The organism is Embleya sp. NBC_00896 (genome assembly GCF_045207785.1).
Lineage (GTDB): Bacteria > Actinomycetota > Actinomycetes > Streptomycetales > Streptomycetaceae > Embleya.
Map to the genome: position 1 here is coordinate 1,606,564 of NZ_CP108777.1, position 26,196 is coordinate 1,632,759.

A 26,196-nucleotide genomic window follows, 5' to 3' on the forward strand; every position below is an offset into this window, starting at 1 on the left:
TCAAAAACGGCACCGACCGGTACCGTTTTTGAGATCGAGGCCATCGGGAGCCCGGATGCCATCCACGCCCACGCCCACGCCCACGCCCACGCCCACACCCGGGACAACCACCGACACCGACGAGCTGCTCGGGCGCGTACAGAAGCAGCTCGGGCGCGTCCCGAACCTGTACGCCGCGCTCGCGAGCGGACCCGCCGCGCTGGAGGGCTACCTCGCGATGCGCGAGCAGCTCACCCGCGGCGTGCTGCGGCCGCGCCTGCGCGAGCAGCTCGCGCTCCTGATCGCGCAGGAGAACGAGTGCACCTACTGCGTCAGCGCGCACTCCCTCCGCGGCGGCCTGATGGGCCTGACCGAGGACGAGCTGCGGCACACCCGCGAGGCCCGGGACGCGGACCCGCACACCGCGGCGGTCCTGATCCTCGCCCGCGAGATCGTGCGCACGCGCGGCCGCGTCTCCGAGGCGGGCCGGGCGGCGGCCCGTGCGGCCGGGGTGACCGACGCCGAGACGGCCGAGGTCGTCGCGCACATCGCGCTGAACACGCTGTCCAACTACTACAACCACGTGGCCCGGCCCGAGCTGGACTTCCCGGAGGTACAGGCATGACCCGCGACTGGCACGACGCGTCCGTCGAACTCCTCGACCCCTACCCGGTGACCGGCTCGGACGGCCGCCCGACCACGTCCGTACCGACCGCCCGAGTCGCCCTCGAAGGCGGCTTCGCCCATCTCGACATCCCCGGCACGGGTGTGGTCCAGATCGTCTCCGCCCCGGCCGTCCGCCGGATCACCTACCGAGCGCAGGACGGCGCGGCGGGCGGCGCGTAGGGCGGCGCGTCCGGGTGGCACCGATGAGTTCCGCCGGCGGTTCGGGTCTACCTGTCATGGAGTCGGAACACGAGTCGACGCACGACTCGACACAGGACCCGGCACAGGACAAGAGGAGCCCCATCATGACCGCGACCCCGGACTTCGAATCGCCCGCCGCCCGGATCGCGCTGCTCGTACAAGGGGTCGGGGACGAGCGGCTCGCCGACCCGACACCGTGCGCGAAGTACAAGGTCCGTGACCTGCTCTCGCACCTGGTCGGCCTGACCGCCGCGTTCCGGGACGCGGGCCGCAAGGAGTTCGGCCCGAGCACCACGACCGCGCCGGGCCCGGTGATGCCCGATCTCGACCCGGATTGGCGTACCGTCCTGCCCCGCCAACTCGACGAACTCGTCGCGACCTGGCGCAAGCCCGAGGCGTGGGAGGGCGAGACCCAGGCCGGCGGGATCACCCTGCCCGCCGAGATCATGGGCCTGGTCGCGCAGAACGAACTCCTGGTGCACGGCTGGGACCTGGCCCGCGCCACGGGCCAGGAGTACAAGGTGGACGCGGCGAACCTCGAGGCCTCGCTCGCACTGCTCACCCCCGCACCGGACGCCGACGCGGCCGACGGGGCCGACGAGGCCGGCCTGTTCGCCCCCGCCGTCCCCGTCCCGGCCGACGCCCCGATGCTGGACCGCGTCGTCGCGCTGGCCGGCCGCCGGCCGTCCTGGACCCCGCCGAGCTAGCCGTGTACCCCGAAGTGGGGCGGGTCCAGACCCGCCCCACCACGGCGACGCGTCACGCGTCCCACAGATCGACTCCCCGCGCCGCGACCGCGGCCCCGATCCCGGCCAGCGCCTCGGCGATGGGCAGCGGGCCAGGCCCGTCGCCGGCGCGCAGGCGCAGCGCGACACGATCGTCGTCGGCCTCGCGCGGGCCGATGATCGCCTGGTAGGGCACGAGCCGGCCGGCCCGGATCCGCGCGCCCAGGGTGCCGTGCTCGGGCCCGACGAGTTCCACCCGCAGGCCCTGATCGAGGGCGCGTTCGACGAGCGCGGCGGCCTGCGGTCGTTGCTCCTCGGCGACCGGCAACACCCGTACCTGCACGGGCGCGAGCCAGGCCGGGAACGCGCCCCCGTACAGCTCGATCAGATGCGCGATGACGCGTTCCAGACTGCCGATCACGCTGCGGTGGACCATCACCGGGCGGTGCTTGCGGCCGTCCGCACCGATGTAGTGCAGGTCGAATCGCTCCGGCTGGTGGAAGTCGATCTGCACGGTGGACAAGGTGGCCTCGCGGCCCGCCCCGTCGGCGATCTGTACGTCGATCTTCGGACCGTAGAACGCGGCCTCCCCCGCGACCGCCTCGTACTCCACACCGAGCCCGTCGAGCACCTCGACCAACAGCTCCCCCGCGCGCGCCCACATCGCGGGAGCGGCGACGTACTTCCCGCCCTCCCCGCGCAGCGAGAGCCGGTAGCGGACCGGGCGGATGCCGAGCGCCGCGTACACGTCGCGAATCAGCGCCAGCGCGGCCCCGGCCTCGGCCGCCACCTGATCCGGGGTACAGAAGACGTGCGCGTCGTTGAGCTGGATCGCCCGCACCCTGGTCAGCCCGCCGAGCACGCCGGAGAGCTCGGAACGGTACATGCCGCCCAACTCGGCCATCCGCAGCGGGAGTTCGCGATAGCTGTGCGCGCGGGACCGATACATCAGCGCATGGTGGGGACACAGGCTCGGGCGCAGCACGACCTGCTCGCCGCCGAGGTCCATCGGCGGGAACATGTCCTCGCTGTAGTGCGACCAGTGCCCCGAGAGCTCGTACAGCTCGCGCTTGCCGAGCACCGGCGAGTACACGTGCCGGTAGCCGGCCCGGCGCTCGACGTCGCGGACGTACTCCTCCAGGACGTGCCGCACGGCGGCGCCGGCGGGTAGCCAGTAGGGCAGCCCGGCGCCCATCAGCGGATCGGTATCGAACAGGTCCAGATCGCGGCCGAGTCGGCGGTGGTCGTGCATGGTGGTCTCCTCACGGGGGGCGAGGCGAGTGACCACATGGCGAAGCCCGGGGCACTCGCCCCGGGCTTGTGACAGCTGCTGTCAGTACGCCGGGACGGTGTCCGGCGTCGTCGTCAGAGCTGCAGATTTCATGCCGGCCACGCTAACAAGCGCGCGGCGCGGATGCGACCGGTTTTTTCCGCGCGACATCTCTTCGGGGCGGGGCCTGCGGGACCCTCGGATCCGGGTGAGGGACCCTCGTTGCCGGGTGAATCGGTACCGATCGCATGCGGCCGACGACAGACTCCGGGGCCAGGCACCCCATCGGAGGAGCATGCTCATGCGCACCACACGGATCCGGACGCGACTGGCGGCAGGCGTACTCGCGGCCTCGGCGCTGCTGTTCGCGTCCGCCTGCAATTCGGATTCGGACTCGGCTTCGGACTCCACGGGGACGCTCGCGTCGGACTCGACCGGACCCCAGGCGCCCGGCAGCGCGAAGCCGTCCGACGGCGGGAAGCCCGCCGACGCCGGTACCTCGCCCACCAAGCCCGCGGGCAAGACCCTGACGCAGGATCAACTTGCCGCCGCCGTGCTCACCGAGACGGAGCTGAACACGGGAACGGACTACGAGAAGGACGCCCCCGACCCGAAGGTGCTCGGCGGCAAGGAGACCGCGGTCCGCCCGGAGTGCCAGCCGTTCGTGGACCTCGCCCTCCCCGGCAACGGCAAGACCGCGCCCGCCGCCGGGATCAAGGCCGGCACGTCGCGAGGCGCGACCACCGTGGAAAACCCGTTCCCGGCCTCGATCGACATCGTCGAGCTGTACGCGTTCGGGCCCGGCGAGGCCGCGAGCCTGCTCACCAAGGGCCGGACGGCGCTCGCCACGTGCAAGGACATCGACACCACGGACGAGCAGGGCCCCAAGTCCACGATGACGTACACCCGCGCCGACGGGCCCAAGCTGGGCGACGACGCGCTCGCGGTGCACGGCCTGATCGAGGACGGCGGGGTGACCAGCGCGGTGATCGTGCGGGTCGGCGCGCACCTGGTGATCGTCTCGAAGACGGACCTCGGCGGCAGCACGCCCGTGCTGCCCGACACCGAGGTCGTCCGCAAGCAGGTGACCAAGCTGGAGGCGGCCGTCCGGGCCTGAGCGACGACCGCCCCGACCCCGGCCCTGGCGGCGGCCTCGGCGCGAGCCCGACGCGGGTCAGGACTCGTACGCTCCGAACCCCGTCTCCGTCTTCGGCTCCGTCCCTGCCACAGCCCCCGCCTCCGCCATGCGTTCCCGGGCCTCCGCCCGGTCGTCCTCCGTCGGCGCGTCGTCCTGGGTCAGGGCGCGCCGCCAATACCCGGCGAATTCGATCGACCGCTTGGCGAGCCCGCGTTCGCCGACCAGGTGCCGGCGCAGCGCGCGCACCGTCGCCGCCTCCCCGGCCAGCCAGGCGCGGACCGTGCCGGCGGGCAACTCGGCGGCGCGGACCGCGTCGAGCAGCAGGTCGGCGTGGCCGGGCGGGACCTCGCCCCGATGCAGCCAGTGCACCGTGACGTCGGCGCGGGCGGCGAACCGCTGTTCCTCGGCCGCGTCGCGTACCTCCACGTAGGCGATCGCCCGGGCTTCGGCGGGCAGCGATTCCAGGATCGAGCCGATCGCCGGCAGCGCGCTCTCGTCGCCGGCGAGCAGGTACACGTCGGCGTCGCCGAGCGGTCGGGCGTAGTCGGCCGACGGTCCGTATCGGCCGAGCACGTCGCCGGGTCGGGCCGCCCGGGCCCAGCGGGTGGCCGGTCCGGCGTCCGGGTGCAGCACGAAGTCGACGGTGATCGTGTGCTGCTCGGGGTCGTACGCGCGGACCGTGTAGCTGCGCATCCACGGCCGCTCGGCCTCGGGGATCGCCAGGTAGGCCCGATACCACCCCATGACATCGTCCGCGTCCGCCTCGGGCAGTCGCGGCCGGGTCTGCCCGGGTCGTGGGAAGCACAGCTTGAGTTGCTGATCGGGCCAGGTGCGGAAGTCGTCCAGGCCCTCGCCGGTGAAGGTCACGCGCGCCATGTGCGGCGTCAGCCGGCCGACGGTGGTGGTGCGCAGGTAGGAAACGAGCGATGACCGTCCCATGGAGCCAACCCCACAAAAGATGTGAATCGTGACGGGTCGATCGACCCGGCCTCGGCAGGTATAGCGAAAAATTGCGCGGAATTGTCAAGCCCGACGGCCGAGGTCGACGAGAATCCCCAGGACCGTCCGGGTGGGCGGGCGGGGTACGGTGCCGGTGGAGATCATCCGGCCGGAGCCTGCCGGAATCCGGAACGAATGGACGAGACCATGCGCATCGTCGTCGCCCGCCCACCGGTCGGGGACCGCCGGGAAGCACGTCGAGGAGCCCGCCGATGAGCCCCGCCGCGGAGCGGGCCCGGCCGGCCGGGCCGACGCCCGCGAAGACCGTGCCGTCCGAGGAGACCGTGCTGCTCGACCGGGTCGGCCGGCTCGGCCGGATCACCTTGAACCGGCCGCGCGCGATCAACGCGCTCGACCACGCGATGGTGCGGCGGATGGCGGCCGCGCTCGCCGAGTGGGAGCACGACGACGATGTCGCCGTCGTGGTGGTGACCGGGGCTGGCGAACGAGGGCTGTGCGCGGGCGGGGACATCCGCGCCGTCCGCGCGGACGCGCTCGAAGGCGGGCACGCGTCCCGGGACTTCTGGCGCGACGAGTACCTGCTCAACGCGCGGATCGCCGACTACCCGAAGACGTACGTCGCGATCATGGACGGCGTCGTGATGGGCGGCGGGGTCGGCGTCTCCGCGCACGGCGACATCCGGATCGTCACCGAGCGTTCGGCCGTCGCGATGCCGGAGACCGGCATCGGCTTCGTGCCCGACGTCGGCGGGACGTACCTGCTCTCGCGCGCGCCCGGCGAACTGGGCACGCACCTCGCGCTGACCGCCGGCGCGATCGGCGCCGCCGACGCGATCCTGTGCGGTCTCGCGGACCACTTCGTGCCGGCCGAACGGCTGCCCGCGCTGCTCGGCGAACTCGCGGCCGACGATCCGGCCGAGGTGCTCGCCCGACATGCCCGGCCCGCGCCGGCCGGCGAACTCGCGCGGCGGCGGGCGTGGATCGACGCGTGCTACGCGGCGGACACGGTCGAGGAGATCGTGGACCGGCTCCTGGGCAGCGGCGAGCCGGCGGCGAAGGAGGCCGCCGAGGTGATCGCCGCCAAGTCGCCCACCGCGCTCAAGGTCACCCTGGCGTCGCTGCGGCGGGCCCGGCGACTGGGCTCGCTGGGAGCGGTGTTGGACCAGGAATACCGGGTCTCGTGCGCGTCGCTGTCGACGCACGACCTGGTCGAGGGCATCCGCGCGCAGGTCGTCGACAAGGACCGCGACCCGCGCTGGTCGCCCGCGAGCCTGGCGGAGGTCACCGAGGCCGACGTCGCGGCGTTCTTCGCGCCGCCGGCCGACCGGGAGTTGGGCCTGGGCTAGCCCAGGCCCGGCCCGGGACCCGTCCCCGGCCGTTCGGTCAGTGGCGGAAGCCTGTGTGCTCGGCGCTGTGTGCTCGGTGCTCGCTGGTCGGTGGCCGGCATCGGGACGGCGCCTCGGTTCGGCTTGGCCCACCTTAGGTCGCCTTACGGGACCTTAGGCCGAGCCTGAGGCCGGGCGGCCGGATAGATCCGTCATCCGCCCCATGCCCGGAGGCCCACTGGGCCGCGAGGCTGTTACCACGAGCCGGGGAGACCGGGTCGGGGACACGGCCCGGGAAACCGGGAAACCGGAAACAGGGAGACGGACATGATCGAGTACGAGCTGTTCAAGGCACGTCAGCAGGACACCCTCGCCGGCGCGGAGCGCGACCGCATGGTGCTGTCGGTACTGCGCGGTCGCCGCGCCGAGGCCAAGGCCCGGCGCGCCGAGCGGGCCGGGCTGGCGGCGCTCACCACCATCGCCGTGTTCGAGGCGGGCGACATGCACCGGCAACTGCACCTCCTGGCCCGGTGAGCCCCGGGATGCACCGGCGCGGACACCCGGTTGTGGTGTTTCGCCGGTCGCGGTGTCGGGACCACGGGGCCGGACACCGCGACCAACGAAACACCACAACCGAACACCCCCCAGCGACCCCGAGCGGACGACGGTCCCTCGGGGTCGCCGCACGTCCGGCCCCGGTGGGGGCCTGAAGACACGCCCTACGCCGTCGGCTCCGGCGACCTCGGGTCCCGGCGCGAGACGACGCGGGCGGCCTCGGGGGCGGGCAGGGCCGGGGGCTCGGTGGGGGCGGGCGGCACGGGAGTGGGGCGCGGGGTGTGGCCCGGGCCGAATTCCAGCGCGACCACGCGTTCGCGGAGAGTGCGGTCGAGCAGCAGCACCGACGCGGCCTCGGGGACCACGGCACCGCCCTGCACGGACAGCGCCAACAGGAGCTGGGCCAGGCCGCGCCGGTGGCGGGCGAAGACCCGCCCCGGCACCCAGCGACCGCGCTTCTCCTGGCCGGCCAACGCCTCGACGGCGTCCACCGCGAGCAGCACCAGGTGCAGCTCGCGGTGCCGGCGCCCGGCGGAGCGGGCCAACCAGCGCCGCATCCACGGCCGACTGCCGCAGTCGTGCACCAGCACCGGACCGCCGCCGCGCACGTGCGCACGCAACCGGCGGACGTGCTGGAGGCGCACCCACGGGCGGTACACCGCGTACGGCAACCACGCCGGCATCCGGTCCTGGTACTCGACGTGCACCGTGCGCGGATCGATCACCGTCGCCGACCCGGACCAGCGGCGCAGCAGCGTGCTCTTGCCGCTTCCCGGCAGCCCGGAGACGACCACGACGGCGCCGGTGGGATAGCCCAGGACGGCGGGTCCGTGCGGATGCCCGCGCAGGTCCACGAGGCCGCGCGGGCGCAGCGACGTCTCGGTTCCGGCGGACGGGTCCTTCCCTGTGTCCGACCGGTCCGATCCGCACGTCTCGCCCACTGTCGCCTCCCGGCCCCGCCCCACCGTTGCCCCGCCGTCCGATGCGGCTCCGGGCCGACCGTCGTGGCGGGTCGCAGCGGGCCGCCCGCCGCGACGGGGACAGCCTCGGGGACACCCCACGGCGTGGTCGTACCGGTCCGGCGCCCCGAGGAAACCCGGCGGAATCCAGGGGCTGCCGCACCGCGACGTGGGGCCTGTTCGTGCCGCACTCGACGGACATCCTCACAGGTCTCGCCGATTCCGGGGCGATCGGGGCCACCGTGTCGATCAGCGCCGACCCTCGACCGTCGGCATGGTCGCCCGGCCCCGGTGCCGCCCCGAGCTTCGGGAGAAGCCGGTGGAAATCCGGCGCCGCCCCGCAATCGCCGGCAACACGCGGCCGGTACGGGTAGGTTGGCCTCGGCGCGCGATCCGGGATCCGGCCCCCGGCCGGTCGTCCCGAACGTCGCCGCCCCCGAACGCGCGGCCGCAGTTGCCCCGACACTGCGGCCGCGCACTTCTCCCGACCTAGTGCGGGGCGCGGCACTAGCGGGCCGGTCGTGGACGGTGCCCGGTCCGCGAGTCGGTCGGACCGCGCGGCCTACTCGTAGCGGTACTTCAGGGAGTCGGCCTCCGCCTGGCGGACGGCCTCGATGGTCAGGCCGGGCATCCGGAGTTGTGCGAGGGTCACCTCGGCGGACTCCGGCTGGGCGTCGGCGGGCAGCCAGCCCTCGGGCTTCCACGCCGAGCTGCGCAGCAGTGCCTTGGGGCAGTGCGGGTAGACCTCCTCGATCTGCACGACGAGCGCGCTGACCGGCGGCTTGCCCACGGCGGTCAGCTGCTCGAGCAGCTCCGGGCGCGCGGAGATACACGCGCGGCCGTTGACCCGAAGCGTCGTGGTACGTCCCGGGATCACGAACAGCAGCCCGACCCGCCCGGTCGCCAGCACGTTGTGCAGCGTGTCCAGGCGCTTGTTGCCGGTGGCGTCGGGGATGACCAGGGTGCGTTCGTCCAGGACGGCGACGAACCCGGCGGGGCCGCCGCGCGGCGTGACGTCGGCACGGCCCTCGGCGTCCGCGCTGGAGACGAACACCAGCGACGCGCAGCCGATCAGCTCACGGGTCTTGTCCGTGAGGTGGCCCATTTCCTTGGCGACGGCCGGCGGGCTCGGCTGCGCGTACAGCGCGCGCAGCCCCTCGACGTCGCCTATCGAGTCGGCGCGCAACGCGTCGAACAGGTTCGCGCCGGTGGTGCTTTCGGTGCTTGTACTCATGACGTCACCCTAAAAGGCCGGTCATCGACCATCGACGGCCGACCCGTCTCCCGAAGCCCCGGGCGTGGCCGACCGGTTGGCCCGGCTTCTATGCTCGGCCGATGACGACCCTGAACGCGAAGCTCGCCGACATCCTCGATCGCGGCGCCGAGGACACGGAGGAAGCCGAACTCCTGGCCGCCATCGTCGACTTCGGGGTGTTCGTACCCGTGGACGACGAAGGCGCGGTGATCCTCGTCGGTGCCGACGGCGGCGCTGTGGCCATCGCCGGTGCGGTGAGTTCCGAGTGCCTTCGGGAGCGGATGCCCGAGGCGGCCGATGCCGTGCACTGCGACGCGGTGCGCCTGCTCGACATCGCGAGGGAGACCCCGTTCGAGACGCTGACGGTGTACTCCACGGCCGGTCGGGCCGAGGTTCCGCTTGCCACGGTGGCCGAAACCCTTCGGGTGCGCGGCACGATCTCCCAGAGCGATCAGTCGTACACACTCACATGGTCCACGCACCCCTTGGCGGTGGCTTTGCGGGATGCGATCGGTGAACGCCTGCCGGAGTTCCCCGAGATCCGGACGGTATGGATCGCGCAGGCACGGTGGGCGGAGACCGGCATGACGGGGTTGATGCTCCATGTCGTCGTCGACGAGGACGCGCCGTCGGGCGTGGGATCGCAGTTGATGGAGACCCTGCTCGCGGCGGACGTCACGTTGGCCGAAGACGACCCGGGCGTGGGCGTTCGCGTCCTGGATCCGGTCGCCGAGGCGGACACGATCGCCGAACTGGACGCACTCGGTCTGGACACCGTGCGCGCCGACCCCACCGACGGACAGGTCACCATCGTCTCCCGCGAGTACGGCGAGCCCGAAGCGCCGACCCCGCCCCGCCCGCGCCGGTGGTGGCGGCGGTCCTGAGTGGGTCTTTCCGGCCGAGGCTCCCGCGCGACGCGGCGTCCGGTGGTGTGCCCGCGTAGGGTCGGCGCATGCTCGACGATCTCGGCTCGACCGTGTCCGTGCCGGCGGACGTCCGCCGCGTCGTCTCCCTCGTGCCGTCGTTGACCGAGGCGGTGGCGGCGACCGCGCCCGGTCTGCTCGTCGGCGCGACCGACTGGTGTTCGCACCCGGCCGACCTGGACGTGGTGCGGATCCGCGGCACCAAGAACCCCGACGTCGCCGCGATCCGCGCGCTCGCCCCCGACGTCGTCCTCGCCAACGAGGAGGAGAACCGCGCGGCCGACCTGGCCGCACTGCGGGACGCCGGAATCGCCGTATGGGTGACCCGGGTTCGCGGTCTGGACGAGGCGTTCACCGCGCTGGAGCGCATGCTGGCCGGCGCGTGTCGGCTGCCCGTCCCCGACTGGCTCGGGCGTTCCCGGGCCACATGGTCGGGTGCCTGCGGCGGTATCGGTACGGTCCGGTCCGGTCCCGTCCGATCAGGTCCGACAGGTCCGATCAGGATCGGAATCCGATCGGATCCGACTCAGCGCAGTCGCAGCGCCGTGCGGAGGGTGGAGAAGAGTTCCGCCGCCGGTTCCGGTCGGGCTCGGGGTTCAGTCGAGTTCGCGGGGGCCGTACAGGGCGCTGGGGGAGTCGGTGAGCAGCGCCCAGTAGCGGTCGCCGTAGGACCAGTGCCACCACTCCGTGGGGTAGTTCACCAGGCCGGCCTCGGTCAGCGCGGCGCCCAGTATGCCCCGGTTGGCGCGGGCCTCGTCGGTGATGTTGTCGGCCGCGGTGTAGCAGGCGCCGGCGCTCTCCTCGGGGCTCGCGTTCATCGGGGTGCCGAGGTCGAGTTCGCGACCGTCCGCGTCGGCGAGGGTCAGGTCGACCGCCGAGCCGGCGCTGTGCGGGGCGATCTCGGGCGGGGAGACGTAGCGGCTCGCGGCGACGCGGATTTCCTCGGCCGACCGGTCGGGGTGCGCGGCGCGCAGTTCGTTCGCGTACTCCTCGAAGTAGTGCGCCTGCAATGCCGGTGGCCGGTAGCCCTCGACGAACAACAGGCGCAGCCCGGGCGGCAGCGTCGCCTGGGCCTTGACGAGCCGGTCGAGTACGCCGGTGCGCAGGAACGCGAAGGTCGTCGCCTCTTCGGCCTGGCGGTGGTCGACGAGAAGCGAGCCGTCGAGGCGGACGTCCACGAGGGGCTCGCCGGACTCCCGGACGGGTACGGCGGCGACGCGCGGGTCGGACATCAGGATGATCTCGTGCATGCGGTGATCATCTCGCGAGCCGGTGACGGTCGAACGGTGAGGTGACCACGGGTGGTTGGTGCTTGGTGCCGCGCCCGGCAACGTTCACCCCGTCGCGGCGCCCGGCACGGCCCCTCGCCGCACCGCCGAAACGTCCAAGTACTCCAGTACGAGAACGTTCCGGCGCCACGCCGAGGCACCGCACCGAACACCGCGACGGGGCAAACGTTGCCGGGCGCGGCACCAGCTCACGCGCCGCCGGGTGGCGGTCCCGCCCGGCCCGGTCGCGGGTCGCGCGCGCCGCGCTCGCGGAGCAGCCGCAGCAGCTCGACCCGGGTGCCCGGGATCCGCCCGTAGGCGGTGTACCCCTCGTCGTTGCGGAGCTCCGGGTCGGCGCCGGCGTCGAGCAGCAGCCGGGAACACTCCAGGTCCCCGCCGTTGCAGGCGCGCATCAGCGCGGTCCAGCCCGACGCGGATCGCGCGTCGACGTCCGCTCCCAGCGCCAACAGCAGCCGCACGAGGTCGGCGCGCCCGCGTCCCGCCGCGGCGATCAACAGGGTCTGACCGTCGAAGTACCGCGAGCGGGGATCGGGCGCCTCGATGTCGGCGCCCCGGGCGAGCAGTTCGCGCAGTTCGCGCACACCGTCGGCGTCGTCGCGCTCCAGGGCGTGGAACGCCTCGCCTCCCGGCGCTCGCGGATCCCACTCGGCGATGTCCATCGCTTGACCTCTAGTCGACTTGAGGTTCCATAGTGATCTTCGTACTCGACGGCACGGGCCGACGGGCGGACTTGGGAGTAGATCACATGTACGCAACCCGACTGCACGCGTTCGGCCCCGCGGAGAACCTGAGCCACGAGATCGTGCCCGACCCGGTGCCCGGCGCCGGGCAGGTGCGCGTCGATGTGGAGGCGAGCGGCGTCCAGTTCATCGAGACCGTGTTCCGGCGCGGTGTCGGCGTGGGCCCGCACGAGCCGCCCGAGCTGCCGTACACGCCCGGCGCGGAGGTCGCCGGCGTGGTGGGGGCGGTGGGCCCTGGCGTGGACGCCCGATGGCTGGGGCGCCGGGTGGTGGCGCAGCTGGGGACGCACGGCGGGTACGCCGAGCGGGCGCTCGCCGGCGTCGACCTGCTTCATCCGATCCCCGATCACGTCGACGCCGACACCGCCGTGGCGATGATCACGACCGGCGCCACCGCCCAGGGCGTCCTCGGGGTCGCCCGACTGTCCGCCGACGACGTCGTGCTGGTGATGTCGGCGGCCGGCGGCCTCGGCAGCCTGTTCGTCCAGGCGGCGCACCGGGCCGGCGCGGTCGTGGTGGGCGTGGCGGGCGGCGCGGCGAAGGTGGCGCGGGTCCGGGAGCTGGGCGCCGACGTCGCGGTGGACTACCGGGCGGGCGACTGGCCCGCGCGGGTGCGTGCGGCACTGGACGGGCGGGAGGTGACCGCCGTCCTCGACGGCGTCGGCGGGACCACCGGCCGGCAGGCCCTGGAACTGCTCGGCCCCGGTGGTCGCTTCCTCCTGCACGGCTGGGCGGCGGGCGAGCCGACCGAGATCACCACCCGCGACCTCGTCGAGCGCCAACTGACCGTCACCTGGGCGATCGGCCCGAACATGCTTCCCGCGGGCGGTTGGCGCGAGTTGCAGACCCGATCCCTCGCCGAGGCCGCCGCGGGCCGGCTCACCCCACTGCTCACCCGGTTCCCCCTGAGCCGCGCCGCCGACGCCCAGGCCGCGCTGGAATCCCGCCGGGCCGAGGGCAAGGTGGTACTGACCGTGTAGCCGCCGGCCGCCGACCGCAGCGCGCCCGGCTCAGCGGGTGCCGAGCAGATGGTCCATGGCGAGTTGGTCCAGGTGCTCGAAGGCCATCCCGCGCCGCGCCGCCGCGTCGACGTCGAAGTCCTCGAACGCGGAGCGATCCGCGAGCAGGTCGGTCACGGATTCGCCGGGGGACAGGGTCGGCACGGCGAGTCGGTCCAGGCGGGCGGCGGTCAGCGCGGCACGAACCTCCGGGTCCGCGCGGAAGGCCGCCGCCTTCGCCTTCAGCACCAGATAGTTGCGCATACAGGCCGCCGCCGAGGTCCAGACGCCGTCGATGTCCTCGGTGCGCGGGGGCTTGAAGTCGAAGTGGCGGGGGCCCCGGTAGCCGGCCGATTCGAGCAGGTCGACCAGCCAGAACGCCTGGCGGACGTCGCCCGCGCCGAAGCGCAGGTCCTGGTCGTACTTGATGCCGGTCTGGCCGTTGAGGTCGATGTGGAACAGCTTGCCCGCCCACAGCGCCTGCGCGACGCCGTGCGCGATGTTGAGGCCGGCCATCTGTTCGTGGCCCACCTCCGGGTTCACGCCGACCAGTTCGGGGTGTTCCAACCGCTCGATGAACGCCAACGCGTGGCCGATGGTGGGCAACAGGATGTCGCCGCGCGGCTCGTTGGGCTTGGGCTCGACCGCGAAGCGCAGGTCGTAGCCCTGGCCCAGGACGTAGTCGGCGAGCAGGTCGAATGCCTCCTTCATCCGGTCGAGCGCGACCCGAACGTCCTTGGCGGCGCCGGATTCCGCGCCCTCGCGACCACCCCAGGCGACGTAGGTCTCGGCGCCCAGTTCGACCGCGAGGTCGATGTTGCGGATGGTCTTGCGCAGCGCGTACCGCCGCACGTCGCGGTCGTTGGCGGTGAACGCGCCGTCCTTGAACACCGGGTGGGTGAACAGGTTCGTCGTCGCCATCGGCACCTTCAGGCCGGTCGCGTCCAACGCCTGCCGGAACCGCTTGACGTGCGCTTCGCGCGCGCCCGCGCCGCTGCCGTAGGGGATCAGGTCGTCGTCGTGGAACGTCACGCCGTACGCACCGAGCTCGGCGAGCCGGGTGACCGACTCCACCGGGTCGAGGGCCGGCCGGGTCGCGTCGCCGAACGGGTCGCGGCCCGGCCAGCCGACGGTCCACAGGCCGAAGGTGAAGCGATCGTCGGGGGTCGGGGTGAAGGGGTCCGTCATGGTCGCCGCTCCCGGGTCGAGGCGCGCGCAGCACGCCGAAGGCTGCGAAGCCTATTAGTAAACGCGGAAAACAAACTAGTATCGAATCGAGCCGGGCGGAACCCGAGCCGGATGCCGGACGGAACCCCGGGCCGGACGGAACCCGAGCCGGGCGGAACCCCGGGCCGGACCGACTCCGAGCCGACCCCGGCCCGGTCGAGACCAACGGGAGGCAGCATGGGCGCACGGCGCGTGGTCATCGGTGTCGACAGCTCCACCCAGGCCGCCAAGGCCGTCGCCGTGGACGTCGACACCGGCGCGGTCCTGGGCACCGGGCGCGCGCCCCACCACGTCACCACCGGAGCCGCCCGCGAAAGCGACCCCGAGCAGTGGTGGCAGGCCCTGTCCACGGCCCTCGCCGCGACCACCTGGGCCCACCGCGCCGACGCCGTCTCGATCGCCGGCCAGCAACACGGCCTGGTCACCCTCGACGCCGCCGGCGCCCCGGTCCGCCCCGCCGTGCTGTGGAACGACGTCCGCGCCGCGCCCCAGGCGGCCGCCCTGGTGGCCGAGTTCGGCGCCGCCGCGTGGGCCGCGCGGGCCGGCAGCGTACCCACCGCCGCGTTCACCGCCGCCAAGTGGCGCCGACTCACCGAACACGAACCCGAGGCCGCCCGCCGCGTCGCCGCCGTCCGCCTGCCGCACGACTACCTCACCGAACGCCTCACCGGCGAGGCCCGCACCGATCGCGGCGACGCCTCCGGCACCGGCTGGTGGACCCCGGCCGGCTACGACACCGCCCTGCTCGAACACCTCGGCCTGCCCGTCGAGTTCCTGCCCACCGTGGTCGCGCCCGGCACCGCCGTGCCCGCCCGCCCCGGCACCCCGCTGCGCCCGGGCACCCCGGTCGCCCCGGGCACCGGCGACAACATGGCCGCCGCCCTCGGCCTGGGCCTGACCCCCGGCGTGCCCGTGGTCAGCCTCGGCACCTCGGGCACCGCGTACGCGGTCACCCGAGGCCGCCCCGCCGACCCGACCGGCACCGTGGCCGGCTTCGCGGACGCGCTCGCCGGCTGGTTGCCCCTGGCCTGCACCCTCAACTGCACGCGCGCCGTGGACCGGATCGCCGACCTCCTGGGCCGCGACCGGGACGCCGTCGAACCCGCCGGCGACACCGTCGTCCTGCCCTACCTCGACGGCGAACGCACCCCCAACCTGCCCCACGCGGCCGGCCTGATCCACGGCCTGCGGCACGACACCACCGGCGGCCAACTGCTCCAGGCCGCCTACGACGGCGCGGCCCACGCACTGCTCACCGCGCTCGACGACGTGCTCCGCGCGGGCGGCGAACCCATCGACCGCGACGTGCCGTTGCTGCTGATCGGCGGCGGCGCCCGGGGCAACGCGTGGCGCGACACCGTCCACCGGCTGTCCGGCCGCCCGGTCCGGATCCCGGTCGCCGACGAACTCGTCGCCCTCGGCGCCGCGGCCCAGGCCGCCGGGCTGCTCACCGGCGAGGCCGCCGACGCCGTCGCGCGCCGCTGGGGCACCGCCGAGGGACCCCTGCTCGAGCCGCTGCCCAGGGACGACGCGGCCCTTCAACGCATCGCGGATACCCTGCACAACGCCGGGAACCTGTTCGACGCCGCGCCCGGCCGGCCCTGACGAGAAAGGCCGAAGTGCGCGGCGCGACCGAACCACCGAGGCCCGACCCCTCCCCGGCCTCCCAACAGGGCATGCGTCGGCAGAACCTCGCCCTGGTGCTGCGCGACGTGGCCGCACGCGGCCCGCTCTCGCGCGCCGACGTCGCCGCCGGCACCGGGCTCACCCGCGCCGCGGTCTCCAGCCTGGTCGAGGAACTGCGCGCCGCGGGCCTGGTCACCGAGGTGGGCGCGGCCCCGAGCGGACGCCCGGGCCGGCCGGGCCGCGCGCTGATGGTCGGCGACCGCGGGCCCGCCGGACTCGGCCTGGAGATCGGCGTCGACCACGTCGGCGCGTGCGTGGTGGACCTGCGCGGCGAGGTCCGCGCGTGGGTGCGCGCCGACGCCGCCAACCGCGACCGCCCCGCGCCCGCGACCCTGACCGCGCTCGCCCGGGTGGCCGCCCGGGCCGTCCGCGCGGCCGCCGCGCACGAGCTGCGCCCGGCCGCGCTCGTGCTGAGCGTGCCGGGCCTGGTCGGCGCGGTACCGGGCACGGTGGAGCACGCGCCCAACCTGGGCTGGCGCGGCGAACCGGTGGCCGAACCGCTGCGCGCGCTGCTGCCGGCCGGCCTGCGCGCGCTGCCGCTGACGATCGAGAACGAGGCCAACCTCGGGGCCCTCGCCGAACTGTGGGACGACCCCGACGCGACCGACTTCGTCTACGTCTCGGCGCAGGCGGGCATCGGCGCGGCCGTGGTCGCCGACGGCCGGCTCTTCCGCGGCGCGCGCGGCTTCGCGGGCGAACTGGGCCACGTCCCCGTGTACCCGGACGGCCCCGCGTGCCCGTGCGGCGCGCGCGGCTGCCTGGAGCAGTACGCCGGCGAGGCGGCCGTGCTGGCCGCGGCCGGCCTCGCGGACGCCCCCGACTCCGCCGCCTGCCCCGGCGACCCGATCGCCCTCCTCGCCCGGCACGCGAGCGACGGCGACCCGGCCGTGCGCGCGGCCCTGGACCGCGCCGGATCGGCACTCGGCACGGCCCTCGCCGGCGCGATCAACCTGATCGACCCGGCCGGCGTCGTCCTGGGCGGCGCGGTCACCGAGCTGGGCGAGTGGCTGCTCCCGGCGATGCGTCGCGAACTGGCGGCGCGGGTGACCGTACGCCCGTGGCCTCCCGAGGCCCTGACCGCGTCCCGGCTCGGCCGCCGCGCCCCGCTCCTGGGCGCGGCCGGCGCGACGATCCGGCGGATCATCGACGACCCCGCGACGTTCGCCGCAGGCCCGCCCCGAGCCCGCGGCGGCGCGGAGCAGGGCGCCCCACCGTGACCGAACCAGGCGAAAACCGGCCGCCCCACCGGCCGCTGAGCGCGGGCTACTCGCCGCGCGCGAACGCATCGAGGCCGAGGCCGGGCGTCACCGGATCCGCAGCACCAGCTTGCCGACGTTCGCGCCCGAGAAGAGCCGAAGCAGCGTCTCGGGGAAGGCCGTGACGTCACCTTCGACGACGTCCTCGCGCGAGCGCAGCCGACCGTCCGCGAGCCAGCCGGCCATCTCCGCCGCCGCCACCGCGTAGCGGTCCGCGTAGTCGAAGACCACCATGCCCGTCATCGACGCGCGATTGACCAGCAGCGACAGGTAGTTCGACGGGCCCGGCGTCGGCTCGGTGTTGTTGTACTGCGAGATCGCGCCGCAGATCACCACGCGCGCGCCGCGCGCCAACCGGGCCAGCGCGGCGTCGAGGATGTCGCCGCCGACATTGTCGAAGTACACGTCCACGCCGTCCGGGCAGTGCTTGCGCAGCGCGTCCTTGAGGTCCTCGGCCTTGTAGTCCACGGCCGCGTCGAACCCGAACTCCTCGACCAGCAAACGGCACTTCTCGGCGCCGCCCGCGATGCCGACCGTCCGGCAGCCCTTGAGCTTGGCGATCTGCCCCACGACGCTGCCGACCGCGCCCGCCGCGCCGGACACCAGCACGGTCTGTCCCGGCTGTGGGTCGCCGATGTCGAGCAGGCCGAAGTACGCGGTCAGGCCGGTGATCCCGAGCGTGCCCAGGTAGGTCGGCAGCGGTGCGGCGTCCGGATCCACGCGCCGCACGCCGCGGCCGTCGGAGACCGCGTACTCCTGCACCCCGAACTCGCCGTACACGTGCTCGCCGACCGCGAAGTCGCGGTGGCGCGACGCGAGGACGCGCCCGATCGCCCCGGCGCGCATGACCTCGCCGATCCGCACCGGCGGGATGTACGAGCGGACGTCGTTCATCCAGCCGCGCATCGCGGGGTCGAGCGAGATGTGTGAGACCTCCACGAGCAGCCGGCCGTCCTCGGGCTCGGTCACCGCTTCGGTGACGAGTTCCCAGTCGCCGGGCTTGGGCAGCCCGAACGGGCGGGCCGCCAGTCGGATCTGTCGATTGGTCAGGTCGGCGGGCACGGTCATGCGGAACGCAACTCCTTCTTGAGAATCTTGCCGGAAGCGCCCTTCGGCAGCTCCTCGACGATGCGCACTATTCGGGGGTACTTGTACGCGGCCATCCGCTCCTTGCAGAACGCGATGACCTCGTCGGGCTCGGCCGCCGCGCCCGGGCGCAGCGACACGACGGCGAGGACCTCCTCGCCGAGTCTTTCGTCGGGTGTCCCGATCACTGCGGCCTCGGCGATCGCGGGGTGCGTGTACAGCACCTCCTCGACCTCGCGCGGGTAGACGTTGTAGCCGCCCCGGATGACCAGGTCCTTCTTGCGGTCGACCACGAACAGGTAGCCGTCCTTGTCGAGGTAGCCGAGGTCGCCGGTGTGGAACCAGCCGTTGCGGAACGCCTCGTCGGTCGCCTCCGGGTTGTCGCGGTAGCGGGTGATGATGTTGTGCCCGCGCAGCAGGATCTCGCCGACGTGCTCCTCGCCGGGCGGCAGCGGCAGGTCGTCGAGACCGATTACGCGCAGTTCCACGCCCCAGATCGGCTTGCCGACGGACAGTACGCGCCGGGCGTCGACGCCCTGGTTGAAGGTCGCGGTGCTCGCGCTCTCGGAGAGGCCGTAGCCCTCCAGGATGACGATCCCGAACGCCTCCTCGAACGCGCGGAGGACCTCGCCGGGCATCGACGCGCCGCCCGAACTGCCCACCCGCAGCCGGGAAAGGTCGCGCCCGGTGCGGTCGGCGCCCAGCAGCGCGACGTACATCGTCGGCACGCCCACGACCACGCTGACGCCGTCCCGGACCATCTGGTCGAGCACGCTCTGCGCCTCGAACCGCAGTACCAGGGACACCGTCCCGCCGTAGCGCACACACGTGTTGAGCACCCCGGACAGGCCGTACACGTGGAACAGCGGCAGCGCGCCCAGCGACACGTCGCCGCGCACCACGCCGAACAGCTCGCCCGAGACGGTGCAGTTCATGTACAGCTGAAAGTGCGTCAGCTCGGCGCCCTTGGGCCGTCCGGTGGTGCCGCTGGTGTAGAGCAGGACCGCGGTGTCGTCACTCGACGTGGGCTCGATGTCGCCGCGGACCCACTCGGCCCGATCCGGCGGCCCGTCCGGCAGCAGTTCGCCGAACGGGACCGTGCCCGGCGGCACCGGGCCGCCCTCGGTCATCGTGACGATGTGGACCGTGGTGCCCGCGACGTTTCCGGCCGCGCCCAGGGCCTCGGCGGCGAACACGTCGAAGGCGATCAGGACGCGGGCGCCGGAGTCGGTCAGGTGGAACTCGATCTCGGTCGCCTTGAGCAGCGGGCTGAGCGGCATGACCGTCACGCCCGCCTTGAGCGCGCCGAAGTAGGCGACCACGAACTCGGGCACGTTCGGCAGGGTCATGGCCAACACGTCCCCGGGCCCCAGCCCGCGCGCCCTCAGCCCGCGCGCGAACCGGGTGCTGAGGTCGTCGAGTTCGCGGTAGGTGACCGGCTTGCCCTGGTGGATCAGACACGCCGTGTCCGGGGTCGCGAGGCGGGACTCGCGCAGCATGGCGGCGAGGTTGAAACTCACGCGTGATCCTTCCTGGTCGGGTGGTTCCGGGGGATGCGGGGCTCGCCGCGACGCGCGGATCGTCCCGACGTACGCGGAGCGCGCGGTCGTCCCGCCGGGCGGATCGCGCGGTCGGGCGGACCGGGCGGTCGGGTGTCGGCCGGTCGGCCGGTCGGGTGTTACGGGACGACGAGCGACAGCGTGTCCGCGACGCACGCGGGCTTGGCCAGGCCCTCGATCTCGATCGTGTGCCGGACCGTCAGCCGCACGCCCTGCGCGACCTCGGCGACGTCGACCAGCACCGCGTTGTCCCGGATCCGCGCGCCGACCGGGACGGGCGCGGGGAAGCGAACCTTGTCGGTGCCGTAGTTGACGCCCATCCGCACCCCGCGCACCTGGAACAACTCGGCGGCCAGGACCGGGATCAGCGACAGGGTCAGATAGCCGTGCGCGATGGTCGTGCCGAACGGGCCGTCCTTGGCGCGCTCGACGTCCACGTGGATCCACTGCCGATCGCCGGTCGCGTCGGCGAACCGATTGATCCGGTCCTGATCGATCGTGAGCCAGTCGCTCGAACCGAGCGACTCACCCTTGGCCGCGAACACCTCGGTGATGTTCTCGAAGACGCGCATGATGCTCCTTCCTCTTCCGGATTACGGGCTGCGGGCTGCGGGCTGGGCGCTGGGGAAGTGCGGTGCCGCCGGGGTCGGCGGTCCCGGTCCCGGTCCCGGTCACGGCTTCAGGCGGGCAGGTTCACCAGATCGGCGAGCAACGCCCGGTGGCGGTCGGGGGTGCCGAACGCGAGCGAGTCGGCCTTGGCGCGCTTGAGGTACAGGTGTGCGTGGTGCTCCCAGGTGAACCCGATGCCGCCGTGCAACTGGACGCATTCCTCGGCGGCCCGGACCGCGATCTCCGAGCAGTGCGCCTGGGCGACGGCCACCGCGATCGCGGTGTCGGGATCTCCGGCGGCCACACACGCGGCGGCATACCGGGCGACGGCACGGGCCTGGGTGACGGACACCCACAGCGCGGCCAGTCGGTGCTTGGGACCCTGGAACGAGCCGACCGGGCGGCCGAACTGGTGCCGGGTCTTCATGTAGGCGACCGTGCTCTCCAGGCAGTGGTCGGCCAGGCCGAGCTGCTCGGACGCCAACAGCGCGGCGCCGGTGGTGATCGCGGTCGCGACCGCCGCCTCGGCGTCCGCGCCGCGCGCGAGCGGCGTGCCCGGTACGCCGGTGAGCACGAGGTCGGTCAGCGGCCGGGTCAGGTCGAGCGAGACCACCGGCCGCCGATCGACGCCCGGGTGACCCGAGTCGACCGCGTACAGGACGGGCCCGTCGGGGGTGGTCGCGAGTACGACGAGCAGATCGGCGCCGCCCGCGTCCACGACCGACCGCACGGTGCCGACCAGGGTGTCGTCGTCGGCCCGCACCTCGTACGGGAGTCGCGCTCCCGGCACGGACGCGAACGACACCGCGAGGGTCGCGACCCGCCGGCCCGACGCGAGGTCGGCGAGCGGCTCGCCGGCGCCCACGTGCCGCAGCGCCGCCGTCGCGAGCACGGCACTGCCCAGGAACGGGGTCGGTGCGACCGCGCGGCCCAACTCCTCCATGACCACGGCGGTTTCGCGCCAGGTCGCGCCGCTGCCGCCGTGCTCCTCGGCGATGGCGAGACCGGCCGCGCCGATCTGCTCGGCGAGCACGCGCCACAGCTTGGGGTCGTACGGCTCGTCGGTCTCGATCCGGGCGAGCAGCGCCGCGAGCGGTACCCGTTCGGTGAGCAGGTCCCGTACCCCGGCCCGGAGTTCGTCCTCCTCCGCGCTGTGGATCAGGTGCTCGATGGGGCTCGTCAGGCTCGTCACGCCGGTCAGGTTCGTCACGCCGGTCGGGCTGGTCGGGCTCATCGGGGGAGGTCCTTCCACGCGGCGTCCTTGTCGACGCGAATCTCGGACGGCAGGCCCAGGACGCGCTCGGCGATCACGTTGAGCAGGATCTCCGAGGTGCCGCCCTCGATCGAGTTGCCCTTGGCGCGCAGGTATCGGTAGCCGGGCGAGCGGGTGGTGAAGTCCACCGAGGCCGGGCGCCGCATCGTCCACTCGTCGTGCCGCAGACCCTCCTCGGCGAGCAGGTCGACCTCCAGGCCGGAGATCTCCTGGTTCAGGTGCGCGTAAGCGAGCTTGGCCGCGGAACCCTCCGGACCCGGGTCGCCCGCCGCCAGGTGCAGCCGCAGCCGTTCCGAGGTCAGCCGGGCCGCCTCGGCCTCGACCCACAGCCGAAGGAGCCGGTCGTGCAGGCCGGCGGTGCGCAGTTCGGGACGCTCGCGCCAGGTGTCGGCGGCGATGCCGATCATGCCGCCCTCGCGCGGGGACGCGCCGCCGCCGATCGCCACGCGTTCGTTCATCAGCGTGGTGCGCGCGACGCTCCACCCGTCGCCGATTTCGCCGAGGCGGTGCGCGTCGGGGATGCGCACGCCGGTGAGGAAGACCTCGTTGAACTCGGCCTCGCCGGTGGCCTGGCGCAGCGGTCGGACCTCGACGCCGGGGGCGGTCATGTCGCACACGAAGTACGTCATGCCGCGGTGCTTGGGCAGGTCGGGATGGGTGCGGGTGACCAGGATGGCCCAGCGGGCCTCGTGTGCCATCGACGTCCACACCTTCTGGCCGTCGACCACCCACTCGTCGCCGTCGCGCACCGCGTGGGTGCCGAGCGCGGCGAGGTCGGAGCCGGCGCCGGGCTCGCTGAAGAGTTGGCACCACACCTCCTCGCCGGTCCACAGTGGCCGCAGCCAGCGGGCCCGTTGCTCGTCGGTGCCGTACGCGAGCACGGTCGGCGCGGCCATGCCCAGGCCGATGCCGATCCGGCCCGGGTCGTTGGACGGCGCGCCGGCCGCGACGAACCGCGCGTCCACGGCCGGTTGCAGCGCGCGCGGCGCGTCGAGGCCGCCGAGGCCCACCGGGTAGTGCACCCAGGCGAGGCCCGCGTCGAAGCGGTCCCGCAGGTAGCCGAGCGGGTCGGTGGTGTCCGGGTGGGCCGCGATGAACGCGTCGACCCGCTCGTCGAGTTCCCGGGCGGTCAGCACAGCGGGCCGCCCGCGACGTAGACGACCTGTCCGGACACGAAGCCCGCGTCCTCGCCGGCCAGGAACGCGATCGTGTGCGCGACGTCCTCGGGCCGACCGACGCGCCGCACCGGGATCTGCTCGGCGGCGGCCCGCTGGAAGTCCTCGAACCCCATCCCGACCCGGGCCGCGGTGGCGGCGGTCATGTCGGTGACGATGAAGCCGGGTGCGACGGCATTGGCGGTGACACCGAACTTGCCCAGTTCGAACGCGAGCGTCTTGGTGAAGCCCTGGAGGCCCGCCTTGGCCGCGGAGTAGTTCGCCTGGCCGCGGTTGCCGAGTGCCGACGAGCTGGACAGGTTGACGATTCGGCCGTAGCCGGCTGCCGTCATGTGCGCCTGGACGGCGCGGCACATCAGGAACGCGCCGCGCAGGTGTACGTCGATGACGGTGTCCCAGTCGCCGTCGGACATCTTGAAGAGCAGGTTGTCGCGGATCACACCGGCGTTGTTGACCAGGACGGTGGGGGCGCCGAGCTCGTCCACGACGCGCGCGACGGCGGCGTCGACCTGCTCGCCGACGGTGACGTCCGCGCCCACGGCGACGGCCCGGCCGCCGGCCGCGACGATCGCCGCCACGGTGTCCTCGCACGCGGCCTCGTCGAGGTCGAGCACGGCCACGGCCATGCCGTCGGCGGCGAGCCGGCGCGCGGTGGCCGCGCCGATCCCACGCGCGGCGCCGGTCACGATGGCCACGCGCGGAGCGCTCGCGGGCACGGGAGTGTTCTCGGTCATGGGTACGGGGTCCTCCGGGTCGTCGCCGGTCACCGTCGGTGGTGCGGTGACCGGCACTGGTCGGCCGTCGAATGCCGCGTTCGGACCGCCCCGACGCACGTCCCGCGAGCCCGGTGAACGAGGTGCCGACCGGTCGGTTTGCACGTGCTTCGGTAACGGGGAACGGGTTTCATCCTGCGTCTGTCACGGTACCGACCGGTCGGTATCAAGGCTAGAGCCCTACCCGAACTCGTTCGGGTGAGCGGCGATCCGTTGAATGCGCACAAGAATGAACGGCTGCCTCGACGAGTCGGTCGACCTGCGCGCCGGCGGAGTCGACGATCGATCGACCGACGATCGATCGGCCCGTGTGAGCCGCTCGCCCGGGAGCGCTCACGCTCCCGGGCGCAGCACCATCAGGGCCGCGTCGTCGGTGAGCCGGCCGCCGCCGTGTTCGAGCAGGGCGTGCTGGAGGTCGGTCAGCAGGGCCTCGCCCGACCGGTGCGCGTCGACATGCTCGGCGATCCACTCGCGCAGCGGGAAGAAGCGGCCGGCGTCGTCGCGGGCCTCGGTCGTGCCGTCCGTGTACAGCAACAGCAATTCGGTGGGCTTCATCCGGAATCGGAACACCGGCGGCCGGCCCTCCTTCGGCACGAGGCCCGCGAGCCCCAGCGGCAGCGCCGGATCGACATCGATCCAGCGCACGCCGTCCGGGCCGATCAGCGCCGGCGGCTCGTGGCCGTAGTTGACCAGCTCGACCCAGCCGTCCGCGCCGAACTGGGCGAGCAGGGCGGTCGCGAACCAGTCCGTGTCCGGCGCGCCCAGCTGGATCTGGGTCCGGCCGAAGCGCTCCAACCGGTCACCCATCCGACCCCCGGCGGCCCACAGGTCCGGCTCGGCGCACGCCGACTCGCCGAAGGTGCCCACCAGCGCTCCGCCCGCGCCCACCGCGGTCAGGCCCTTGCCCTGCACGTCCGCGATGAACGCGCGCGTCCCGTACGGCGTGTCCACGATGTCGTACACGTCGCCGCCGACCTCCGCGTCCCGCTCCGCCGCCAGGTAGCCGCGCGCCACCCGCACTCCGCCGACCACCGGCGGGACCGGTGGCAACAGCGCGCGTTGGACGTGCTCGACCACGTTGCCCAGCCGCGACACCCGCTCTTGCAACCGGGTCCGCAACAGCGCGGTCACCACCGCGATCACGCCGCCCAGGATGACCACGACGAACCCGGCCCAGTCGCGCGCGTCCCCGCCCTCGTTCAGCAGCGGGTCCAGGAGCGAGAAGGTCAGCGCCGAGACGATCGCGTAGATGGTGGTCGCGCCCACGGACGTCAGGCTGGAGGCGGTCATCGGTACCAGGCACAACATCGTGTCGGTTCGGAACTCGTCGGGAGTGGTGAAGTCGACCACGACCAGCACGACGAACAGCACGCCCGGCAGCAGCGGAATCGCCTGCCGCAGCACGCTGCCGTTGCCCTCGCCGCCGATCGGGGTCGCACTCATCACCGAGCCCTTTCCCGATCCACCCCACCTCCAGCTACGCCACACGGCTGACGTGGGCGTCCGGCCGCCCCACCGGCCCCACCCACCGACACCGCCCACCGGCCCCGTCGCTTCGCCGAAAAGATTCGGCCGAACGGCGGAATGCCTTCGGGAGCACGCGGGTTGCGGATCGAAGCAAACCGAACCCAACCCGGGGAGTAGACCGATGCGCGCTCTCGTCGTCGACCACGCCGAGCCCGGCCGAATCCGGCTCGACACCGTGCCGGAGCCGATTCCCGAACCCGACGAGGTGGTCGTGCGGGTCGCCGCGATCTCGCTGAACCTCGGCGAGTTGCCCAAGGTGGAGGGGGACACGCCGAACGGCACCATCCCCGGATGGGACGCCGCCGGCGTCGTCGAGCGGGCCGCCGCCTCCGGGCGCGGACCGCGCGTCGGGGAGCGCGTGGTCACCTTCGGCTGGACCGCCGGTTGGGCCGAGCTGCGCACCGTCCACGTCGACGAACTGGCCGTGCTGCCCGACGAGGTCTCCTTCGCGGCGGCCGCGACCCTGCCGGTCGCGGCGGTGACCGCGCTGCGCGCGCTGCGCCGGGCGGAGGTACTGCCCGGCATGCGGGTCGGCGTCACCGGCGCCTCCGGCGGCGTGGGCACGTTCGCGGTACAGCTCGCGCACCTCGCGGGCGCCGAGGTGTACGCGTTCGTCGGCGGCCCCGAACGCGGGCAGGGCCTGACCGAGCTCGGCGCCGACCACGTCCTGGGCGCCGACGAGAAACCGGCCGAGCCGCTGGACGTCCTCGTGGACAACGTGGGCGGCCCGCTGCTGACCGACCTCGTGCACCACCTCGCGCCGGACGCCAAGGTGATCAGCGTCGGCGCCGCGTCCGGCGCGCGGGCGAGCTTCTCGTCCTACGACCTGATCGGCCCCGGCGCCTCGATCATCGGCTTCCGGCGCGGCGGGGACTCGGCCGCCGATCTCGCCTACGTCGTCCGTCTGCTCGCGGAGGGACTCCTGCACGCCCCGGTGGACTGGCAGGCCGACTGGGCGGAGATCGCCGAGGCCACCTCGCTGCTGCTCGGGCGGCAGGTCCGCGGCAAGGCGGTGCTCACCCTGAGCTGAGGCCGGGAGCGA

Annotated in this window: 25 protein-coding genes and 1 pseudogene; 12 read left to right on the top strand and 14 right to left on the bottom strand. The window is 73.5% G+C overall.

What is annotated here, in order from left to right; translation table 11 throughout:
• The first annotated feature begins 55 nt into the window (after positions 1-55).
• The 3 genes from OG928_RS40490 to OG928_RS40500 all read left to right on the top strand — a co-directional run bounded on the left by OG928_RS40490 (position 56) and on the right by OG928_RS40500 (position 1,553).
• A complete protein-coding gene (locus tag OG928_RS40490; RefSeq protein ID WP_331767005.1) occupies positions 56-604 on the top strand; it encodes a carboxymuconolactone decarboxylase family protein in 549 nt (182 codons plus the stop codon).
• The gene (locus OG928_RS40495; RefSeq protein WP_331767006.1) at positions 601-825 is read left to right on the top strand and encodes a hypothetical protein; all 225 of its coding nucleotides are present in this window, start codon (positions 601-603) and stop codon (positions 823-825) included. Before OG928_RS40490 ends, OG928_RS40495 begins: the two co-directional genes overlap by 4 nt.
• Positions 826-950: 125 nt before the next feature.
• Positions 951-1,553 carry a TIGR03086 family metal-binding protein gene (locus tag OG928_RS40500; RefSeq protein WP_331767007.1) on the top strand — a complete coding sequence of 201 codons (603 nt, stop codon included), beginning with the start codon at positions 951-953 and terminating at the stop codon, positions 1,551-1,553.
• Positions 1,554-1,605: 52 nt separating this feature from the next.
• On the opposite strand, the gene thrS is transcribed toward OG928_RS40500, so the two are convergent.
• Positions 1,606-2,859, bottom strand: coding sequence for a threonine--tRNA ligase (gene thrS / locus OG928_RS40505; protein ID WP_331767008.1), 1,254 nt, complete (start codon positions 2,857-2,859; stop codon positions 1,606-1,608).
• Positions 2,860-3,142: 283 nt separating this feature from the next.
• Here thrS and OG928_RS40510 point away from each other — a divergent pair, with 283 nt between their 5' ends.
• Positions 3,143-3,958 (top strand): hypothetical protein, encoded by an 816-nt coding sequence (locus OG928_RS40510; RefSeq protein WP_331767009.1) that lies wholly within the window; start codon positions 3,143-3,145, stop codon positions 3,956-3,958.
• A gap of 57 nt (positions 3,959-4,015) precedes the next feature.
• Here the strand turns inward: OG928_RS40510 and OG928_RS40515 are convergent, their stop codons facing one another.
• Positions 4,016-4,918 (bottom strand): siderophore-interacting protein, encoded by a 903-nt coding sequence (locus tag OG928_RS40515; RefSeq protein ID WP_331767010.1) that lies wholly within the window; start codon positions 4,916-4,918, stop codon positions 4,016-4,018.
• A gap of 272 nt (positions 4,919-5,190) precedes the next feature.
• Here OG928_RS40515 and OG928_RS40520 point away from each other — a divergent pair, with 272 nt between their 5' ends.
• Positions 5,191-6,285, top strand: coding sequence for an enoyl-CoA hydratase/isomerase family protein (locus OG928_RS40520; RefSeq protein ID WP_331767011.1), 1,095 nt, complete (start codon positions 5,191-5,193; stop codon positions 6,283-6,285).
• 306 nt (positions 6,286-6,591) lie between these two features.
• On the top strand, positions 6,592-6,798 hold the full coding sequence (locus tag OG928_RS40525) for a hypothetical protein (RefSeq protein ID WP_331767012.1): 207 nt from the start codon (positions 6,592-6,594) through the stop codon (positions 6,796-6,798).
• Between the two features lie 185 nt (positions 6,799-6,983).
• Here the strand turns inward: OG928_RS40525 and OG928_RS40530 are convergent, their stop codons facing one another.
• Together OG928_RS40530 and OG928_RS40535 are read right to left on the bottom strand one after the other, a co-directional pair.
• Complete coding sequence (locus OG928_RS40530; RefSeq protein ID WP_331767013.1) at positions 6,984-7,760, bottom strand: AAA family ATPase; 777 nt, start codon at positions 7,758-7,760, stop codon at positions 6,984-6,986.
• 580 nt (positions 7,761-8,340) lie between these two features.
• Positions 8,341-9,012, bottom strand: coding sequence for an MSMEG_1061 family FMN-dependent PPOX-type flavoprotein (locus tag OG928_RS40535; protein ID WP_331767014.1), 672 nt, complete (start codon positions 9,010-9,012; stop codon positions 8,341-8,343).
• 101 nt (positions 9,013-9,113) lie between these two features.
• Here OG928_RS40535 and OG928_RS40540 point away from each other — a divergent pair, with 101 nt between their 5' ends.
• Both OG928_RS40540 and OG928_RS40545 read left to right on the top strand, forming a co-directional pair.
• Complete coding sequence (locus tag OG928_RS40540; RefSeq protein WP_331767015.1) at positions 9,114-9,917, top strand: hypothetical protein; 804 nt, start codon at positions 9,114-9,116, stop codon at positions 9,915-9,917.
• A gap of 68 nt (positions 9,918-9,985) precedes the next feature.
• A pseudogene (locus OG928_RS40545) lies at positions 9,986-10,387 on the top strand (helical backbone metal receptor); the annotation flags it as partial.
• Between the two features lie 165 nt (positions 10,388-10,552).
• Here the strand turns inward: OG928_RS40545 and OG928_RS40550 are convergent.
• Both OG928_RS40550 and OG928_RS40555 read right to left on the bottom strand, forming a co-directional pair.
• A complete protein-coding gene (locus OG928_RS40550; RefSeq protein WP_331767016.1) occupies positions 10,553-11,206 on the bottom strand; it encodes a M15 family metallopeptidase in 654 nt (217 codons plus the stop codon).
• Positions 11,207-11,433: 227 nt separating this feature from the next.
• Positions 11,434-11,904, bottom strand: coding sequence for an ankyrin repeat domain-containing protein (locus OG928_RS40555; protein WP_331767017.1), 471 nt, complete (start codon positions 11,902-11,904; stop codon positions 11,434-11,436).
• Between the two features lie 86 nt (positions 11,905-11,990).
• Here OG928_RS40555 and OG928_RS40560 point away from each other — a divergent pair, with 86 nt between their 5' ends.
• Entirely contained in the window at positions 11,991-12,965 is a 975-nt protein-coding gene (locus tag OG928_RS40560; RefSeq protein ID WP_331767018.1) for a zinc-binding dehydrogenase, read from the top strand.
• A 30-nt stretch (positions 12,966-12,995) separates the two neighbouring features.
• Here the strand turns inward: OG928_RS40560 and xylA are convergent, their stop codons facing one another.
• Positions 12,996-14,171, bottom strand: a complete 1,176-nt coding sequence (gene xylA, locus OG928_RS40565) for a xylose isomerase (protein ID WP_331767019.1) — start codon at positions 14,169-14,171, stop codon at positions 12,996-12,998.
• A 216-nt stretch (positions 14,172-14,387) separates the two neighbouring features.
• Here xylA and xylB point away from each other — a divergent pair, with 216 nt between their 5' ends.
• The gene (gene xylB, locus OG928_RS40570) at positions 14,388-15,815 is read left to right on the top strand and encodes a xylulokinase (RefSeq protein ID WP_331767020.1); all 1,428 of its coding nucleotides are present in this window, start codon (positions 14,388-14,390) and stop codon (positions 15,813-15,815) included.
• 71 nt (positions 15,816-15,886) lie between these two features.
• Positions 15,887-17,113, top strand: coding sequence for an ROK family transcriptional regulator (locus OG928_RS40575; protein ID WP_331768284.1), 1,227 nt, complete (start codon positions 15,887-15,889; stop codon positions 17,111-17,113).
• Positions 17,114-17,200: 87 nt separating this feature from the next.
• On the opposite strand, the gene OG928_RS40580 is transcribed toward OG928_RS40575, so the two are convergent.
• The 7 genes from OG928_RS40580 to OG928_RS40610 all read right to left on the bottom strand — a co-directional run bounded on the left by OG928_RS40580 (position 17,201) and on the right by OG928_RS40610 (position 25,070).
• Positions 17,201-18,220, bottom strand: a complete 1,020-nt coding sequence (locus OG928_RS40580) for an NADP-dependent oxidoreductase (RefSeq protein WP_331767021.1) — start codon at positions 18,218-18,220, stop codon at positions 17,201-17,203.
• On the bottom strand, positions 18,217-19,758 hold the full coding sequence (locus OG928_RS40585) for a long-chain fatty acid--CoA ligase (RefSeq protein WP_331767022.1): 1,542 nt from the start codon (positions 19,756-19,758) through the stop codon (positions 18,217-18,219). The genes OG928_RS40580 and OG928_RS40585 overlap by 4 nt, the downstream gene beginning before the upstream one ends.
• Positions 19,759-19,916: 158 nt before the next feature.
• A complete protein-coding gene (locus tag OG928_RS40590; RefSeq protein WP_331767023.1) occupies positions 19,917-20,369 on the bottom strand; it encodes a MaoC family dehydratase in 453 nt (150 codons plus the stop codon).
• A 107-nt stretch (positions 20,370-20,476) separates the two neighbouring features.
• The gene (locus OG928_RS40595) at positions 20,477-21,640 is read right to left on the bottom strand and encodes an acyl-CoA dehydrogenase family protein (protein ID WP_331767024.1); all 1,164 of its coding nucleotides are present in this window, start codon (positions 21,638-21,640) and stop codon (positions 20,477-20,479) included.
• Positions 21,637-22,815 carry an acyl-CoA dehydrogenase family protein gene (locus OG928_RS40600; RefSeq protein WP_331767025.1) on the bottom strand — a complete coding sequence of 393 codons (1,179 nt, stop codon included), beginning with the start codon at positions 22,813-22,815 and terminating at the stop codon, positions 21,637-21,639. The genes OG928_RS40595 and OG928_RS40600 overlap by 4 nt, the downstream gene beginning before the upstream one ends.
• A complete protein-coding gene (gene fabG / locus OG928_RS40605; RefSeq protein WP_331767026.1) occupies positions 22,809-23,588 on the bottom strand; it encodes a 3-oxoacyl-ACP reductase FabG in 780 nt (259 codons plus the stop codon). Before fabG ends, OG928_RS40600 begins: the two co-directional genes overlap by 7 nt.
• A gap of 372 nt (positions 23,589-23,960) precedes the next feature.
• A complete protein-coding gene (locus tag OG928_RS40610) occupies positions 23,961-25,070 on the bottom strand; it encodes a PP2C family protein-serine/threonine phosphatase (RefSeq protein ID WP_331767027.1) in 1,110 nt (369 codons plus the stop codon).
• 205 nt (positions 25,071-25,275) lie between these two features.
• On the opposite strand from OG928_RS40610, the gene OG928_RS40615 reads away from it, so the two are divergent.
• Positions 25,276-26,184 carry a zinc-binding dehydrogenase gene (locus OG928_RS40615; protein ID WP_331767028.1) on the top strand — a complete coding sequence of 303 codons (909 nt, stop codon included), beginning with the start codon at positions 25,276-25,278 and terminating at the stop codon, positions 26,182-26,184.
• The last annotated feature ends 12 nt before the right edge of the window (positions 26,185-26,196 follow it).